The sequence below is a fragment of the Kitasatospora sp. NPDC052896 genome (assembly GCF_044547075.1).
In the GTDB taxonomy this organism is placed as follows: Bacteria; Actinomycetota; Actinomycetes; order Streptomycetales; family Streptomycetaceae; genus Kitasatospora.
The window spans coordinates 172,687-189,961 of sequence record NZ_JBITZU010000007.1 but is presented as its reverse complement, the minus strand read 5'-3'; the positions used below and the strand labels follow the sequence as shown (position 1 = coordinate 189,961).

Sequence of the window (17,275 nt, the reverse complement as noted above, 5' to 3'; positions counted from 1 at the left end):
TCGGTGCATGTCGTACTCGCCGGCGGGGGTACCGCCGGACACATCGAGCCCGCAATGGCGCTCGCCGACGCGCTGCGCAGGCACGACCCCAGCATCGGCATCACCGCGCTCGGCACCGAGCGCGGCCTGGAGACCCGGCTGGTGCCGGAGCGCGGCTACCAGCTGGAGCTGATCCCGGCCGTGCCGCTGCCACGCAAGCCCACGCCCGAGCTGATCACCGTGCCGGGCCGGCTGCGCGGCACCGTGCGGGCCGCCCAGGACATCATCGAGCGGGTCAAGGCGGACGTCGTGGTCGGCTTCGGCGGCTACGTCGCCATGCCCGCCTACCTGGCGGCCAAGCGCGCGGGCGTGCCGATCGTGGTGCACGAGGCGAACGCCCGTCCGGGCCTGGCCAACAAGATCGGCGCCCGGTACAGCGACTTCGTCGCGGTCTCCACCCCGGACAGCAAGCTGCGCGACTCGCGGTACATCGGCATCCCGCTGCGCCGCACCATCGCCACCCTGGACCGGAACGCGGTGCGTCCGGAGGCCCGGGCCTACTTCGGCCTGGACCAGCGGCTGCCCACCCTGTTGGTCTCCGGCGGCTCGCAGGGCGCCCGGCGACTGAACGAGACCGTCCAGGCCATCGCGCCGCGGTTGCAGCAGTACGGCGTGCAGATCCTGCACGCGGTCGGCCCGAAGAACGAGCTGCCGCGGATCGACGACATCCCCGGCATGCCGCCGTACCGCGCGCTGCCGTACGTCGACCGGATGGACCTCGCCTACGCGGCGGCCGACCTGATGCTCTGCCGGGCCGGCGCCATGACGGTGGCCGAGCTGGCCGCGGTCGGCCTGCCCGCCGCCTTCGTGCCGCTGCCGATCGGCAACGGCGAGCAGCGCCTGAACGCCCAGCCGATGGTCAAGGCCGGTGGCGGGTTGTTGGTGGACGACGCCGAGCTCACCCCGGACTGGGTGCTTGGCAACGTGTTGCCGGTGCTCACCGACCCGCAGCGGCTCTGGGACATGAGCCGGGCGGCCGCCGAGTTCGGCCGTCGGGACGCCGACGACCTGCTGGTCGGGATGGTCTACGAGGCGATCGACGCCGCTCGGGGCGGCCGTCGTCGTGGTTGACGACCGGCGGAGGGCGGACGACGAGGAGCAGCGGCTCCCTCGGCTCCGCCTCTCCCGCCGGGGGATCGTGGTCCTCACCGCACTGGGCGCGGTCCTGCTCGGGTCGGTCGTCTGGGTGGTCTTCTTCTCCTCGGTACTGGACGTCCGTTCGGTGGCGGTCCAGGGGCTGCGGGACGACCAGCTGACGGCGGACCAGGTGCGGACGGCGATCGGGCCGCTCCAGCACGGCCCGCTGGCCCAGGTGGACCTGGACGCGGTGAAGCACCGCGTCCAGGCGCTGCCCCGGGTGGCCTCGGCGGAGGTCTGGCGTGGCTGGCCGCACACCCTTCAGGTGAAGGTGGTGGAGCGCCAAGCGGTCGCCGCTGTCAAGGGTGATGACGGAAAGTTCACTCAAATGGATGCGGATGGGGTGAGTTTCGCCACCGGGCCGACTCCGCCGCCCGGCGTTCCGGTCGTCGAACTCCAGCTCAGCCCGGCCGGGCAGAACGCCCTGTCGGCCTTCCCGCCCGCCGATCTGGTCCGCGCCGCGGTCCAGGTGGCCGCCGGCCTGCCGCCCTCAGTGGCCGCGCAGGCGGGTTCGTTGCAGGTTCGTTCGTACGATGACATCGAGTTGCACCTGAGCGGCGGGGCCACCGTCCGTTGGGGGAGTCCGGAGCGGACCGACCGCAAGGCCAAGGTGCTGCTCGCACTGCTGACCCACAAGGCCACCAGCTACGACGTGAGCGCCCCCGACGCCCCGGCGATCTCGGGGTAGCCCGCAATCGGGTAGGTTCTCCTCTCTGGGGGGACCATTGACCAACCGTCGGTGACTCCCGATCCTTGTGGTCACCCCGGTTCCTGTCGGCGCTCGATGATCACATAGGCTCAAAAGAAAAAAGGGAAGCTCGGCGTGTTCGTTGAACACGGGCCCGCCGCGACTTAGTGTCCTGTGTCACCAGGCTGTGCAGCGCAGTGATCTGACGCAGGCGCAGCATGAACCCTCAACGTCAAGTTTAGGGTTCGGGTCGGCGGTCTCCATTTCGGACATTCAGTCAGGAACCGGGCTCCCCACCCATCGACATCCGTCGGCGTCCGCGACCCAGGAGCCGACCCGGAAATTCGAGGCGAGAGGCCTTCGACGTGGCAGCACCGCAGAACTACCTCGCAGTCATCAAGGTCGTCGGGATCGGCGGCGGCGGTGTCAACGCCATCAACCGGATGATCGAGGTCGGTCTCAAGGGTGTCGAGTTCATCGCGATCAACACCGATGCGCAGGCCCTGCTGATGAGCGACGCGGACGTCAAGCTGGACGTCGGCCGCGAACTCACCCGGGGCCTCGGCGCCGGTGCCAACCCCGAGGTCGGCCGGAAGGCCGCCGAGGACCACCGCGAGGAGATCGAGGAGGTCCTCAAGGGGGCCGACATGGTCTTCGTGACGGCCGGCGAGGGCGGCGGCACCGGCACCGGTGGCGCGCCCGTGGTCGCCAACATCGCCCGCTCGCTGGGCGCCCTCACCATCGGCGTGGTCACCCGCCCCTTCACCTTCGAGGGTCGCCGCCGCGCGAACCAGGCCGAGGACGGCATCGCCGGGCTGCGCGAGGAGGTCGACACCCTCATCGTCATCCCGAACGACCGGCTGCTCTCCATCTCCGACCGCCAGGTCAGCGTGCTGGACGCGTTCCGCTCCGCCGACCAGGTGCTGCTCTCCGGTGTCCAGGGCATCACCGACCTGATCACCACGCCGGGTCTGATCAACCTCGACTTCGCCGACGTGAAGTCCGTCATGTCGGACGCCGGTTCGGCCCTGATGGGGATCGGTTCGGCCCGCGGCGAGGACCGCGCCAAGGCGGCGGCCGTGATGGCGATCTCCTCGCCGCTGCTGGAGGCCTCGATCGACGGCGCCCGTGGCGTGCTGCTCTCCATCTCCGGCGGTTCCGACCTCGGCCTCTTCGAGATCAACGAGTCGGCCCAGCTGGTCAGCGAGGCGGCCCACCCCGAGGCCAACATCATCTTCGGCGCGGTCATCGACGACGCGCTCGGCGACGAGGTCCGGGTCACCGTGATCGCCGCCGGCTTCGACGGCGGCCAGCCGCCGGCCATCGTCCGCGACCCGGTGGTGAAGTCCACCCCGTCGAGCGCCGGCTCGTCCGCCCCGGCGGCGCCGGAGCGCCCGGCCACCCGACCGTACGGCGGGATCGGATCGGTGACGAACCGTTCGGAGGAGCCCGCCGCCGCGCCGGAGCGCCCGAAGGCCGAGCCGTCGGTCCCGCCGGTGCCGCCGCAGGTGCAGCCCACCCGGCCGCTGTACGTGGAGAGCCCGGCCGAGGAGCTGGACGTTCCCGACTTCTTGAAGTAGCGGGTCGGCCGCTGAGTAGCGGCGACAGTAATAAGAAGTATTTTTGGCGGGGCCAAGGTGCCCGCCGCGCGACACCACCGGTGCCGCGCGGCGGGCACCTTGGCGTGAGCGCGCCGGGACCGGACGCCGGGGCGCCGTGGCGCGGCGGATCGACGAGGGATCACAGCAGATGACGAACCAGCAGGAGCAGGAGTTCCCGGGCGAACGGCTCGCGCAACTGCGCGCCGGCCTGGACGCCGTGGAGCGGCGGATCGACGCGGCCTGCGCGGCGGCCGGGCGCCCGCGGTCCGAGGTGACCCTGATCGTGGTGACCAAGACCTACCCGGCCTCGGACACCCGGCTGCTGGCCTCGCTCGGGGTCCGGGAGGTGGCCGAGAACCGCGACCAGGACGCCGCCGCCAAGGCCGCCGCCTGCGCCGACCTGCCGCTGACCTGGCACTTCGTCGGACAGTTGCAGACCAACAAGGTGCGCTCGGTGGTCGGATACGCCGACGAGGTGCACTCGGTGGACCGGCTGCGGCTGGTCGAGGCGCTGTCAGCGGCCGTGCTGCGGGCCGAGCGTCCCGAACTGGGCTGCCTGGTCCAGGTCGCGCTGGACAAGGAGGCCGGCGCGGGGGAGGGCCGGGCCGGGGTCGCCCCCGCCGACGTGCTCGCCCTCGCCGACGCCGTCGCCGACGCCCCGGGTCTGCGCCTGGACGGTGTGATGACGGTCGCTCCGCTGGCCGGACCGCTGGCCGGCGACCCCGCCGCCGCGTTCGCGAGGCTGACGGAAATCGCAACCGCCGTACGCGCGGCCCATCCTGCTGCCACGATGGTGTCCGCTGGGATGAGCGGGGACCTTGAGCAGGCGGTTGCCGCCGGAGCGACACATGTACGCATCGGTACGGCGGTGCTCGGAGTGCGGTCACCGCTCGGGTAACGTCACCGGGTAAGTAGATCAGACTGCAGGACAAATCGGGACAAATCAATGATTCGTCCTGAGGATGCCAACCAATTGTGGATCGTATGTCCGCGGCCACGCGCACGGACTGACGGAATCTCGGCGCTCAGTGGCCGTGGTCTGACAGTCTGTGAGCGGACCGCGGTCCCGTCGGAACCACCGTACTCGAATGGGTAACGGTCCGGCGGGGTCCGGCCGGTGACGGGCCGATCCACCACAGAGCGGAGGACAGGAGCATGGCCGGCGCAATGCGCAAGATGGCGGTCTACCTCGGCCTCGTGGAGGACGAGACGTACGACGGCCAGGGTTACGACCCGGACGACGACTACGACGCGGACCCCGAGCCGATCCGAACCGGGCGCACCGAGGACATCCCGCGACCCGCGGCCGCGCCCCCGGCGCAGGTCGCGACGATCGCGCCCCAGCCGGTGCCGGCCGCCGTGCCGATCCGGCAGGAGTCGCCGCGGATGGCGCCCGTGTCGTCCATCACACCCGAACGTCGTCAGAGTCTGGAGAAGAGCGCACCGGTGATCATGCCCAAGGTCGTCAACGAGCGGGAGCCCTACCGCATCACCACGCTGCACCCGCGGACCTACAACGAGGCCCGTACCATCGGGGAACAGTTCCGTTCGGGCACCCCGGTGATCATGAATCTGACCGAGATGGACGACACCGACGCGAAGCGGCTCGTAGACTTCGCGGCTGGACTCGTCTTCGGTCTCCACGGCAGCATTGAGCGCGTGACGCAGAAGGTGTTCCTGCTGTCGCCTGCTAACGTCGATGTCACGGCGGAGGACAAGGCGCGGATCGCCGAGGGTGGGTTCTTCAACCAGAGCTGACCCGGCCACGACGTCATGTGTGGGTCTGATGGACAGTGAGTGATCGAGCGGCACCGGATTGAACTGGGAGAGGGATACCCGATGGGGATCGTGGGGGCAGTGCTCTACTACGCACTGACCGTCTTCCTGGTCATTCTGCTGTTCCGCCTGGTCATGGACTGGGTCTTCCAGTTCGCCCGTTCGTGGCGTCCCGGGAAGGCCATGGTCGTGGTCCTGGAGGCCACGTACACTGTCACGGATCCGCCACTCAAGCTTCTTCGGCGGTTCATTCCGCCGTTGCGTCTCGGGGGCGTGGCGCTCGACCTGTCCTTCTTCGTACTGATGATCATTGTGTATGTCCTGATCTCGCTCGTGCAGCGTCTGCCGTGGTGAGCGATGCGGCAGGATGCCAGTGTGCCGACGATCACGTTGAGGTGAAGAGATGCCGTTGACCCCCGAGGACGTTCGGAACAAGCAGTTCACGACCGTCCGCCTGCGCGAAGGCTATGACGAGGACGAGGTCGATGCCTTCCTCGACGAGGTCGAAGCCGAACTGACCCGACTGCTCCGCGAGAACGAGGACCTGCGCGCCAAGCTGGCCGCGGCGACCCGGGCCGCCGCGCAGAACCAGGCGAACATGCGCAAGGAGCCGCCGCAGGACTCGCGTCCGGGTGCTCCGGTCCCCGCTGCCATATCCGGCCCGCCGGTCCCCGGCCAGCAGGGCGGTCCGCAGCAGCAGCCGCAGCAGCAGATGGGCGGCCCGCAGCAGCAGATGGGCGGTCAGCCGCTGGGCCTGCCGTCCGGTGCTCCGCAGCTCCCGGCCGGCCAGGGCGGTCCGATGCAGGGCGTCCCCGGTCAGGGTGGCCCGATGCAGGGTGTGCCCCAGCAGCAGATGGGCACCATGGGTGGCCAGCAGCAGCTGGTGCAGCCGATGGGCGGCCAGATGCTGCAGCCGATGGGTGGCCCGATGGGTGGCCCGATGCAGCAGCCGATGGGTCAGACCATGGGTGGTCAGCAGCAGCTCGCCCCGATGGGCGGTCCGATGCAGCAGCCGATGGGCGGCCCGCTCGGCGGCAACCCGATGCAGCAGCAGGGCCCCGGTGGCGACAGCGCCGCCCGGGTGCTGGCGCTCGCGCAGCAGACCGCCGACCAGGCGATCTCCGAGGCCCGGTCCGAGGCCAACAAGATCGTCGGCGAGGCGCGCAGCCGCGCCGAGGGTCTGGAGCGCGACGCCCGTGCCAAGGCCGACGCCCTGGAGCGGGACGCGCAGGAGAAGCACCGGGTCGCGATGGGCTCCCTGGAGTCCGCCCGCGCCACGCTGGAGCGCAAGGTCGAGGACCTGCGGGCCTTCGAGCGTGAGTACCGCACCCGGCTCAAGTCCTACCTGGAGACCCAGCTGCGCCAGCTGGAGTCGCAGGCCGACGACTCGCTCGCCCCGCCGCGGATCCCCGCCACCGCCTCGCTGCCGCCGGCCGCGTCGTCGATGGCGCCGGCCAGTGGCTCCGGGATGAGCAGCCCGTCCTTCGGCGGCAACCAGCCCTCGTTCGGCGGCAACCAGTCCTTCGGCGGCGGACAGTCGTTCGGTGGCGGCAACGGCCAGCCCTCGTTCGGTGGTCAGCCCTCGGGCAACGGCGCTCCGCAGATGGCCCCGGCCGGGATGACCCAGCCGATGGCCGCGGTCCGCCCGCAGCCGCCGCAGCCCATGCAGCCGATGCAGCAGGCCCCGGCCCCGATGCGCGGTTTCCTGATCGACGAGGACGGCGACAACTAGTCGGCCGCCTTCCGCACGGAAGCGCCCCCACCGCATGACGGTGGGGGCGCTTCCGTGTGCTGGCCGGGTGGAGGGTACGGGAACGGCGAACGGCGCTGCCGCCACCTGGAGAGGTGGGGCGGCAGCGCCGTTCGCCGTCCGACTACGCCTTGCGGAGCTGGAAGGTCAGGCCGAGGCCCTCGTCGGTGAAGGTCTCCGACTGCCAGTCGGCCGGGCCGGTGGCGAAGTCGGTGGCGAGGACCTCGTCGGCGACCAGCGGGCCGTGCTCGGTGATGGCGTCGGTGGTCTCCGGGACGGTGGCCAGCCAGCGCAGCACGATGCGGTCGGCGACGTCCAGGCCGGAGTTCTTCCGGGCCTCCTGGATCTGCCGGATCGCGTCGCGGGCGATGCCGAGGCGCTTGAGCTCCGGGGTGATGGCCAGGTCGAGGGCGACCGTGGCGCCGGACTCGTTGGCCACCGCCCAGCCCTCGCGCGGGGTCTCGGTGATGATCACCTCGTCCGGGGAGAGCGCGACGGTCTCGCCGTCCAGCTGCACCGAGGTGGCACCGGTGGCGCGCAGTTCGGCGGCGAGCACGGCGGCGTCGGCGGCGGCGACCGCCTTGGCCACCTCCTGGACGCCCTTGCCGAAGCGCTTGCCGAGGGCGCGGAAGTTGGCCTTGGCGGTGGTGTCGACGAGCGAACCGCCGACGGCGGCCAGCGACTCCAGGGTGGAGACGTTGAGCTCCTCGGCGATCTGCGCGCGCAGGTCGGCGGGCAGCTCCTCCCAGCCCTGGGCCGCGATCAGCGCACGGGAGAGCGGCTGACGGGTCTTCACCCCGGACTCGGCACGGGTCGCCCGGCCCAGCTCGACCAGACGGCGGACCAGCGCCATGTGTCGGGAGAGGTCGGTGTCGACCAGCGCCTCGTCGGCCACCGGCCAGGAGGCCAGGTGCACCGAGGCCGGCGCGTCCGGGGCCACCGGGACCACCAGGTCCTGCCAGACCCGCTCGGTGATGAACGGGGTGAGCGGGGCCATCAGCCGGGTGACCGTCTCCAGCGCCTCGTGCAGGGTGGCGAGCGCGGCGGCGTCGCCCTGCCAGAAGCGGCGGCGGCCGCGGCGCACGTACCAGTTGGAGAGGTCGTCGACGAAGCCGGAGAGCAGCTTGCCGGCACGCTGGGTGTCGTACCCCTCCAGCGCCGCGTCGACCTCCTTGACCAGGGTGTTCAGCTCGGAGAGCACCCAGCGGTCGAGCTGCGGGCGGTCGGCCGGCGCCGGGTCCCCGGCGCTCGGCGCCCAGCCGGCGGTCCGGGCGTACAGGGCCTGGAAGGCGACGGTGTTCCAGTAGGTGAGCAGCGTCTTGCGGACCACCTCCTGGATCGTGCCGTGGCCGACCCGGCGGGCCGACCAGGGCGAACCGCCGGCCGCCATGAACCAGCGCACCGCGTCGGCGCCGTGCTGGTCCATCAGCGGGATCGGCTGCAGGATGTTGCCCAGGTGCTTGGACATCTTGCGGCCGTCCTCGGCCAGGATGTGGCCCAGGCAGACCACGTTCTGGTAGGACGACCTGTCGAACACCAGGGTGCCGACCGCCATCAGCGTGTAGAACCAGCCGCGGGTCTGGTCGATCGCCTCGGAGATGAACTGGGCCGGGTAGCGGCTCTCGAACAGTTCCTTGTTCTGGTACGGGTAGCCGTACTGGGCGAACGGCATCGAGCCCGAGTCGTACCAGGCGTCGATCACCTCGGGCACCCGGGTGGCGGTGCCGGAGCACTCGCGGCAGGCGAAGGTGACCTCGTCGATGAACGGGCGGTGCGGGTCGAGCCCGCTCTGGTCGCTGCCGGTCAGCTCGCCCAGCTCGGCCAGCGAGCCGACGCAGGTCAGGTGGCCCTCCTCGCAGCGCCAGATTGGCAGCGGGGTGCCCCAGTAGCGGTTGCGGGAGAGCGCCCAGTCGATGTTGTTGTTCAGCCAGTCGCCGAAACGGCCGTGCTTGACCGTCTCCGGGAACCAGTTGGTGGCCTCGTTCTCACGGATCATCGCGTCCTTGACGGCGGTGGTCCGGATGTACCAGGACGGCTGCGCGTAGTAGAGCAGCGCGGTGTGGCAGCGCCAGCAGTGCGGGTAGCTGTGCTCGTACGGCAGGTGGCGGAAGAGCAGGCCGCGCTCCTTGAGGTCGGCGACCAGTTGCTCGTCGGCCTTCTTGAAGAAGACCCCGCCGACCAGCGGGACGTCCGCCGCGAAGGTGCCGTCGGCCTCCACCGGGTTGACCACCGGCAGGCCGTACTTGCGGCAGGTCGCGAGGTCGTCGGCGCCGAAGGCGGGCGCCTGGTGGACGATGCCGGTGCCGTCCTCGGTGGTGACGTAGTCGGCGTTGAGCACGAAGTGCGCGCCCTCCAGCTCCACCAGCTCGAACGGGCGCCGGTAGGTCCAGCGCTCCATCTCGGCACCGGTGAAGGACTCGCCGGTGGCCTCCCAACCCTCGCCCAGCGCCTTGCCGAGCAGCGGCTCGGCGACCACCAGCTGCTCGGTGCCGTCGGTGGCCACCACGTAGCGGACCTCGGGGTGCACGGCGGCGGCGGTGTTGGAGACCAGCGTCCACGGGGTGGTGGTCCACACCAGCAGCGCGGCCCGGCCGGCCAGCGGGCCGCTGGTCAGCGGGAAGCGGACGAAGACCGAGGGGTCGACGACCGTCTCGTAGCCCTGGGCCAGCTCGTGGTCGGAGAGGCCGGTGCCGCAGCGCGGGCACCAGGGGGCGACCCGGTGGTCCTGGACCAGCAGGCCCTTGTCGAAGATCTGCTTGAGCGACCACCAGACCGACTGGATGTACGAGGGGTCCATGGTCCGGTAGGCCTCGTCGAGGTCGACCCAGTAGCCCATCCGCTCGGTGAGCTTGGTGAACTCGTCCGTGTGCCGGGTGACCGACTCGCGGCACTTGGCGTTGAACTCGGCGATGCCGTACTTCTCGATGTCCGGCTTGCCGGAGAAGCCCAGCTCCTTCTCGACGGCCAGCTCGACCGGGAGGCCGTGGCAGTCCCAGCCGGCCTTGCGGGCCACGTGGTAGCCCTTCATGGTCCGGTAGCGCGGGAAGACGTCCTTGAAGACCCGGGCCTCGATGTGGTGGGCGCCGGGCATGCCGTTGGCGGTCGGCGGACCCTCGTAGAAGACCCACTCGGGGCGGCCGGCGGACTGCTCCAGGGTGCGCTGGAAGACCTTCTGGTCGCGCCAGAAGCTGAGGATCTGGTGTTCGAGGGCGGGGAGGTCCACCTGGGCGGGGACGGGGTTGTAGGTGCTCATCGGCGGTGTCTACCTCCGGCGGATGCGTGGGTTGGCTCCGACGGAGGGACGAGACGGCATGCCGTCCCGCGGTACCACCCTCCTTGGCCGTCGATCCCGCTGACGGCCCACTCCTTGGGGGTTGCGGCCGGTTCTACTGGGCCCCGCGGGGCTGTTCTTCCGGCGGCTCCGGGTGATCTTCCCGCCGCGCTCGCCCCCGGGCTCGCACCATCCCCGGGTCGCTCCTGGCCGCACACGTCGGTACTCGTCCCATCTGCGCCTTGCCGGCCCAGTCTATCGGTCCTGGCAAGCCGTTTTGGCCAGCGCCCGCCCGGTCCCGGGGGCGGTTAAGCGGTGACGATCTGGGCACAACTTTGTCAATGCCCGGGCACGAGCCGTCCGGCGCGGCTGGCCGGGTGGGATCACTGTGAGGGAACGGTATGTCCCGTTGTGACCGGATTCGATCAGGATTATCGTTCCGGCACCAGAGGCCGACGGGAACCGTCGGCCGGAGTCATTCGTAGATGGGGTCGAAGCCATGGCTGAGAAGGCAACGGGCGCGGGTACCGCCACCAGGCGGACCCGGAAGGCCGTGGCAGGCGACTCAGGGGAGGGTTCCGTGACCACGACACGGCGGAAGACCAGCACCACCACCGGGCGCGGCGCGGCTCCCAGCCGTAACCACACTCCGGCCGGGAGCGGGGCCAGAGCTGCGAACCCCGGTGGCGCGGAGGCGGTCGACCCCGCCGAGCTGCCGGTCCGGCCGGGTGAGGAGCCGTGGACCACCGCCGAGGTCGCGGAGCTGCACGCGGAGCTGAACAGCGAGCTGGAGCGGCTGCGGGACGAGATCGACGCGGCCGAGGCGGCGCTCACCGGCCTGATGCGGGACTCCAACGACGGCGCGGGCGACGACCAGGTCGACGCCGGCACCAAGAACATCAACCGGGAGAGCGAACTCGCGCTGGCCAACAACGCGCGCGACATGCTGAGCCAGACCGAGCGGGCACTCGCCCGGTTGGAGGGGGTCGGCTTCGGCGTCTGCGAGTCCTGCGGACAGGCGGTCGGCAAGGCCCGGCTGCAGGCGTTCCCGCGGGCGACGCTCTGCATCTCCTGCAAGGCGAAGCAGGAACGCCGCTGACGGCGGGTCCGGTCGAAGGTCCAAGGGGGGCGACGGCACGGGGCCGGGTGGCCGGGCGCGCCACGTGCCGTACGCTCGACTCCGTAATGTCGGCCCCCTTTCGGCAGCGGAGCGGATCATCACTACGCCAGGTTCCCCCCAGACCCAGGACGGGTCCGTCCCGCCCGAGGACGCAGCGGCGGAAGCCAAGCCCGAGTCGGTGGAGGCGGCCCCGGCGCAGCCCGGGCCGACCGGGGCCACCGCGGCCGGTGACCGGGCGGCCGTGCGTCGCCGCCGGCTCGGAGTGCTCTTCTCGGTGGCACTGTTCGCCTACCTGATCGACCTGATCAGCAAGCTGCTGGTGGTGGCCCACCTGGAGCACCGCGTCCCGATCCGGATCGCGGGCGACGTGGTCACCCTGCAGGTGATCCGCAACCCCGGGGCCGCCTTCGGGATGGGCCAGACCATGACCGTGGTCTTCACCCTGATCGCCGCCGCCGTCATCGTGGTGATCTGGCGGATCTCCCGCCGGCTCTACAGCCTGCCCTGGGCGATCGCGCTGGGCCTGCTGCTGGGCGGTGCCTTCGGCAACCTCACCGACCGGCTGTTCCGGGCACCGGGGGTGTTCCGCGGCCACGTGGTGGACTTCATCTCGGTCCAGCACTTCGCGGTCTTCAACCTCGCCGACTCGTGCATCGTCAGCGGCGGGATCCTGGTGGTGCTGCTCTCGTTCCGCGGCAGCAACCCCGACGGCTCCACCCACCAGCCGGCGGCCAAGGGCGACTGACGGGTTACGGCATACTCGTACGGGTGAGTACCGCAGCGCAGATCCGCACGCTTCCCGTACCGGACGGCCTCGAGGGCGAGCGTCTCGACGCCGCCCTCGCCCGCATGTTCGGCTTCTCCCGCACGAAGGCCGCCGAGCTGGCCGCCCAGGGCAAGGTCCGGATCGACGGCTCCCAGGCGGGCAAGTCCGACCGGGTGATGGCCGGCTCCTGGCTGGAGGTCGAGATGCCCGCGCCGGAGGCCCCGGTCCAGGTCGTCCCGCAGCACGTCGACGGCATGCGGATCGTCCACGACGACGACGACATCGTGCTCGTCGACAAGCCGGTCGGGGTCGCCGCCCACCCCAGCCCCGGCTGGACCGGCCCGACCGTGATCGGCCACCTGGCCGCGGCCGGCTACCGGATCTCCACCTCCGGCGCCGCTGAGCGCCAGGGCATCGTGCACCGGCTGGACGTCGGCACCTCCGGCCTGATGGTGGTGGCCAAGTCCGAACGTGCGTACACCGACCTGAAGCGGCAGTTCCACGACCGGGTGACCGCGAAGAAGTACCACACCCTGGTGCAGGGCCACCCCGACCCGATGAGCGGCACGGTGGACGCGCCGATCGGCCGGCACCCGAGCTCGGACTGGAAGTGGGCGGTCACCCGGGACGGCAAGCCCTCGGTCACCCACTACGACCTGATCGAGGCCTACCGGGCCGCCTCGCTGCTGGACATCAAGCTGGAGACCGGCCGCACCCACCAGATCCGGGTGCACATGTCGGCGCTGCGCCACCCCTGCGTCGGCGACCTCACCTACGGCGCCGACCCCACGCTGGCCAAGCGGCTCGGGCTGACCCGGCAGTGGCTGCACGCCGTCTCGCTCGGCTTCGAGCACCCGGCCGACGGCGAGTGGGTGCAGTTCGACAGCCCCTACCCGGCCGACCTGCAGCACGCGCTGGACATCATCTCGGCGGAGAGCTGATGGAGATCCGGGTCGCGGCCACGCCGGACGACCTGGCGCTGGCGCGCCGGGTCCGCCAGGAGGTCTTCGTCGTCGAGCAGAGCGTGCCGGTCGAGCTGGAGTACGACGAGCTCGACGCCACCTCGCTGCACCTGCTGGCCACCGGCCCGGACGGCGTGCCGCTCGGCACCGCGCGGCTGATCAGCGGCGAGCAGGCGCTGGCGCTCACCGGTGTCGAGGGTCGGGTGCTGCTCGGCCGGCTCGCCGTGGTCAAGGCGGCCCGCGGCACCGGCCTCGGGGTGGCCCTGGTCGGCGCGATCGAGCGGGCCGGGCAGGAGCTGGGGGCCCGGGAGTGCGAGCTGCACGCCCAGGTGCAGGCGCTCGGCTTCTACCAGCGGCTCGGCTACACCGCCGAGGGCCCGGTCTACGACGACGCCGGGATACCGCACCGGACCATGACCAAGGTGCTCTGAGCACCGGGCCCACAGCTCGGACCCCGGTGGGGTCCGAGGGGTCCTCATCGGACGCGGATAGGATCGCCGACCATGAACCTCGGTGGCCCATGGCGGCGGTGGCGCGGGCGCGGCGGACCGGCGACCCGGCGAGTGGTGGCCGGCGTGGCGGCGTTGGTGCTGCTGGTCGGCCTCGGCACGGCCGGGACGGTCGCGTTCGGCGCCGAGCAGCCGGTCCACGAGCGGGACCAGATGCTGCGGATGCCGGAGACCCCCGGCAGCGCCCAGCAGGTCTCCATCGACACCGCGTTCTTCTACACCGGCAGCAGTCCGCGGCCGGCCGTCCTGCTGGCGCACGGCTTCGGCGGCAGCAAGACGGACGAGGCCCCGCAGGCCCGCCAGCTGGCCCGGTCCGGCTTCGCCGTGCTGACCTGGTCGGCGCGCGGCTTCGGCCGCTCCACCGGGCAGATCGGCCTGGACTCGCCCGACCGCGAGGTGCAGGACGTCAAGCACCTGGTGGACTGGCTGGCCCAGCAGCCCGAGGTGCAGCTGGACGCACCCGGCGACCCCCGGGTCGGCATCACCGGCGCCTCGTACGGCGGTGCGATCGCGCTGCTGGCCGCCGCCTACGACCCGCGGATCGACGCGATCGCGCCGGAGGTCACCTGGTGGAACCTGGCACAGGCGCTCTTCCCGCAGGGCGTGCAGGGCGGCTCGCCCGCGGACGGGGTCTTCAAGAAGCTCTGGGCCGGGATCTTCTTCACCACCGGCTCGGCCGGCAACCTGAGCGGCGGGACCGGTGGACCGCAGACCCCGCCCGCCGCCGCGGCCGGCCAGACCGGCTGCGGGCGCTTCACCGCCGAGCTCTGCGCGATGTACGACCGGGTGGCCGCCGCCGGGCACGCCGACCCGGCCGCGGTGGCGCTGCTGGAGCAGTCCAGCCCGTCCTCGGTGGCGGACCGGATCAAGGTGCCCACCCTGGTGGTGCAGGGCCAGGAGGACTCGCTCTTCCCGCTCGACCAGGGTGACGAGATGGCCAGGGCGATCGCCGCCAACGGCGCGCCGGTGGACGTCGACTGGTTCGACGGCGGCCACGACGCCGGCACCGAGAACGACGCCCGGGTGGACGCCCGGGTCACCGCCTGGTTCGACCGCTACCTCAAGCACCAGAACACCGACACCGGCCCGGCCTTCCGGGTCACCCGCACCGGTGGCGTGGACTCCACCGGGTTCCAGGCCGTGCTGCGCGGCGCCGACGTCGACCGCTACCCCGGCCTGGGCGGCACCGGCTCGCGGACCGTGCCGCTGACCGGCGGCCGGCAGAGCATCGCCAACCCGCCCGGCGGAGCGCCGCCCGCGATCTCCACCGTCCCCGGGCTCGGCGCGCTCTCCCAGGCCGCCTCGCTCGGCGCCGGGCTCTCGATCGACTTCCCCGGCCAGTACGCGTCCTTCGACTCGGCGCCGCTGACCTCCGCGCTCCAGCTGGACGGCAGCCCGACCGTCTCGATCCAGGTGCAGGCCGACCGGCCGGACGCGGTGCTCTTCGCCAAGCTCTACGACGTCGGGCCGGACGGCAAGCAGACCCTGCCCCAGCAACTGGCCGCCCCGCTGCGGGTGACCGGCGCCGACGCTCCCGGCGGGAGGACCGTCACGATCGCGCTGCCCGCGGTCGACCACGCGTTCGCCGCCGGGCACCGGCTGCGGCTGGTGCTGGCCAGCACCGACCTGGCCTACGCCTCGCCCACCGAGGCCGCCACCTACCAGGTCGCCCTGGCGGGCCCGGTCACCGTGCCGACCGTGACCCAGCTGCACACCGAAGCCGCGCCGCTGCCGGCCCGCACCTGGGTGCTGCCGCTGCTCGCGCTGGCGGTCGCGGCCGGGCTGCTGCTGATCCGTCGGCGCGGCCGGACCCCGGCGGCGGATCCGGCGCTGGCCGGGGTACCGCTGGTGATCACCGGCCTGAGCAAGCGCTACAAGGGCTCCAGCGACCGGTACGCCGTGCGTGACCTGGGCTTCCGGGTCGAGCCGGGTCAGGTGCTCGGCCTGCTCGGCCCGAACGGCGCCGGCAAGACCACCACGCTGCGGATGCTGATGGGCCTGATCCGCCCGGACGCCGGGGAGATGAGGATCTTCGGCCACCCGGTGCGGCCCGGCGCTCCCGTGCTCTCCCGGGTCGGCGCCTTCGTGGAGGGCGCCGGGTTCCTGCCGCACCTCAGCGGGCGGGCCAACCTGGAGTCGTACTGGCGGGCCACCGGCCGCCCGGCGGCGGACGCGCACCTGGACGAGGCGCTGGCCATCGCCGGCCTCGGCGAGGCGCTGGAACGGGCCGTGCGCACCTACTCGCAGGGCATGCGGCAGCGCCTCGCCATCGCCCAGGCCATGCTCGGCCTGCCCGACCTGCTGATCCTGGACGAGCCGACCAACGGGCTGGACCCGCCGCAGATCCGCGAGATGCGCGAGGTGCTGATCCGCTACGCCGCCGGCGGCCGGACCGTGATCGTCTCCAGCCACCTGCTCGCCGAGGTCGAACAGAGCTGCACCCACCTGGTGGTGATGGACCGCGGTCGGCTGGTCAGCGCGGGCGCCGTCGAGGAGATCGTCGGGGCCGGCGAGCTGCTGCTGGTCGGCACCCCGGCCCGGTACGGGCCGGACGAGCTGGCCGCCGCCGCCGAGCGGGTGGCCGAGCTGGCCGGGGTGGCCGGCGCCGAGGTGGCCGGCTCCGGACTGCTGATCCGGCTGGACGGCCTGACCGCCAGCGCGCTGCTCGCCGAACTCGTCCGGCTGGACGTCCCGGTCGAGCGGGCCGGTCCGCACCGACGCCTGGAGGACGCCTTCCTCTCCCTGATCGGAGGTTCCGCGTGAGTGCCGTCCCCACGGTCACCCCGACGCCCGTCGCCGCCGACCGGGCCCCGGGCTACCGGCCCGGGCACACCCTGCCGCTGCGCGTCGAGGCGCTGCGCCAGCTGCGCCGCCGGCGCACCCTGGTGATCTTCGCCGTGCTGGTCGCACTGCCGTTCATCGTGCTGGCGGCGTTCCAGATCGGCGGGACGCCCAGCCGGCCGGGCCAGACCACCTTCGTGGACCTGGCCACCGCCTCCGGGCCGAACTTCGCGGCCACCCTGCTCTTCATGGGCACCGGGTTCCTGCTGCTGATCCCGGTCGCGCTGTTCTGCGGGGACACCGTGGCGGCCGAGGCGAGCTGGTCCTCACTGCGCTACCTGCTGGCGGCGCCGGTGCCACGGGCCCGGCTGCTGGCCCGCAAGCTCGCGGTCGGGCTGTTCCTCTCCACGGTGGCGATCGTGCTGCTGCCGCTGGTCGGGCTCGGGGTCGGCACGGCCGCGTACGGCTGGGGTGACCTGCGGCTGCCCACCGGGGACAGCCTGCCGGCCGCCGAGGCGCTGCCCCGGCTGGCGATCGCGGTCGGCTTCGTGGTGCTCAACGAGCTGGTGGTGGGCGCGCTGGCGTTCTACCTGTCCACGGTGACCGACGCGCCGCTCGGCGCGGTCGGCGGCGCGGTCTTCCTGTCGATCATCACCGGGGTGCTGGACGCCATCACCGCGCTCGGCGGGCTGCGCGAGTGGCTGCCGGCGCACTGGCAGTACTCCTGGGCGGACGCGCTGCAACCGCAGCTGGAGTGGGGCGGCATGCTGCAGGGGGTCTCGCTCTCGGTCTCCTACGCGCTGGTCCTGCTGGCGCTGGCGTTCCGCGCCTTCGCCCGCAAGGACGTGGTCTCCTGACCGCTGGGGGATCATGGA

General features: G+C 72.0%; 14 protein-coding genes. 13 read left to right on the top strand and 1 reads right to left on the bottom strand.

Annotation, left to right across the window (positions count from 1 at the left end; all coding sequences use genetic code 11):
- Nucleotides 1–3: 3 nt before the first annotated feature.
- The 7 genes from murG (at nucleotide 4) to ACIGXM_RS17170 (ending at nucleotide 6,973) form a co-directional block, all read left to right on the top strand.
- Entirely contained in the window at nucleotides 4–1,110 is a 1,107-nt protein-coding gene (gene murG, locus ACIGXM_RS17200) for an undecaprenyldiphospho-muramoylpentapeptide beta-N-acetylglucosaminyltransferase (RefSeq protein ID WP_396561594.1), read from the top strand.
- Nucleotides 1,103–1,864 carry a cell division protein FtsQ/DivIB gene (locus ACIGXM_RS17195; protein WP_396561593.1) on the top strand — a complete coding sequence of 254 codons (762 nt, stop codon included), beginning with the start codon at nucleotides 1,103–1,105 and terminating at the stop codon, nucleotides 1,862–1,864. Before murG ends, ACIGXM_RS17195 begins: the two co-directional genes overlap by 8 nt.
- Before the next feature lie 365 nt (nucleotides 1,865–2,229).
- On the top strand, nucleotides 2,230–3,444 hold the full coding sequence (gene ftsZ / locus ACIGXM_RS17190) for a cell division protein FtsZ (protein ID WP_396561591.1): 1,215 nt from the start codon (nucleotides 2,230–2,232) through the stop codon (nucleotides 3,442–3,444).
- A gap of 169 nt (nucleotides 3,445–3,613) precedes the next feature.
- Complete coding sequence (locus ACIGXM_RS17185) at nucleotides 3,614–4,363, top strand: YggS family pyridoxal phosphate-dependent enzyme (RefSeq protein ID WP_396561589.1); 750 nt, start codon at nucleotides 3,614–3,616, stop codon at nucleotides 4,361–4,363.
- A 257-nt stretch (nucleotides 4,364–4,620) separates the two neighbouring features.
- On the top strand, nucleotides 4,621–5,223 hold the full coding sequence (locus tag ACIGXM_RS17180) for a cell division protein SepF (RefSeq protein WP_396561587.1): 603 nt from the start codon (nucleotides 4,621–4,623) through the stop codon (nucleotides 5,221–5,223).
- Nucleotides 5,224–5,304: 81 nt separating this feature from the next.
- On the top strand, nucleotides 5,305–5,595 hold the full coding sequence (locus tag ACIGXM_RS17175) for a YggT family protein (protein WP_110665401.1): 291 nt from the start codon (nucleotides 5,305–5,307) through the stop codon (nucleotides 5,593–5,595).
- Nucleotides 5,596–5,644: 49 nt separating this feature from the next.
- Nucleotides 5,645–6,973 (top strand): DivIVA domain-containing protein, encoded by a 1,329-nt coding sequence (locus ACIGXM_RS17170; RefSeq protein ID WP_396561586.1) that lies wholly within the window; start codon nucleotides 5,645–5,647, stop codon nucleotides 6,971–6,973.
- A 142-nt stretch (nucleotides 6,974–7,115) separates the two neighbouring features.
- On the opposite strand, the gene ileS is transcribed toward ACIGXM_RS17170, so the two are convergent.
- Nucleotides 7,116–10,244, bottom strand: a complete 3,129-nt coding sequence (gene ileS, locus ACIGXM_RS17165) for an isoleucine--tRNA ligase (protein ID WP_396561584.1) — start codon at nucleotides 10,242–10,244, stop codon at nucleotides 7,116–7,118.
- A gap of 598 nt (nucleotides 10,245–10,842) precedes the next feature.
- Here ileS and ACIGXM_RS17160 point away from each other — a divergent pair.
- The 6 genes from ACIGXM_RS17160 (at nucleotide 10,843) to ACIGXM_RS17135 (ending at nucleotide 17,257) form a co-directional block, all read left to right on the top strand.
- Nucleotides 10,843–11,361: a TraR/DksA family transcriptional regulator gene (locus ACIGXM_RS17160; protein WP_396561581.1), complete on the top strand. Its 519-nt coding sequence runs from the start codon at nucleotides 10,843–10,845 to the stop codon at nucleotides 11,359–11,361.
- Between the two features lie 64 nt (nucleotides 11,362–11,425).
- The gene (gene lspA / locus ACIGXM_RS17155; RefSeq protein WP_396561579.1) at nucleotides 11,426–12,127 is read left to right on the top strand and encodes a signal peptidase II; all 702 of its coding nucleotides are present in this window, start codon (nucleotides 11,426–11,428) and stop codon (nucleotides 12,125–12,127) included.
- 23 nt (nucleotides 12,128–12,150) lie between these two features.
- Nucleotides 12,151–13,089: an RluA family pseudouridine synthase gene (locus ACIGXM_RS17150; RefSeq protein ID WP_396561577.1), complete on the top strand. Its 939-nt coding sequence runs from the start codon at nucleotides 12,151–12,153 to the stop codon at nucleotides 13,087–13,089.
- Nucleotides 13,089–13,541: a GNAT family N-acetyltransferase gene (locus ACIGXM_RS17145; protein WP_396561576.1), complete on the top strand. Its 453-nt coding sequence runs from the start codon at nucleotides 13,089–13,091 to the stop codon at nucleotides 13,539–13,541. The genes ACIGXM_RS17150 and ACIGXM_RS17145 overlap by 1 nt, the downstream gene beginning before the upstream one ends.
- 72 nt (nucleotides 13,542–13,613) lie before the next feature.
- Nucleotides 13,614–16,382, top strand: a complete 2,769-nt coding sequence (locus tag ACIGXM_RS17140) for an alpha/beta fold hydrolase (protein WP_396561574.1) — start codon at nucleotides 13,614–13,616, stop codon at nucleotides 16,380–16,382.
- Nucleotides 16,379–17,257 (top strand): ABC transporter permease, encoded by an 879-nt coding sequence (locus ACIGXM_RS17135; RefSeq protein ID WP_396561572.1) that lies wholly within the window; start codon nucleotides 16,379–16,381, stop codon nucleotides 17,255–17,257. The genes ACIGXM_RS17140 and ACIGXM_RS17135 overlap by 4 nt, the downstream gene beginning before the upstream one ends.
- Nucleotides 17,258–17,275: the final 18 nt, after the last annotated feature.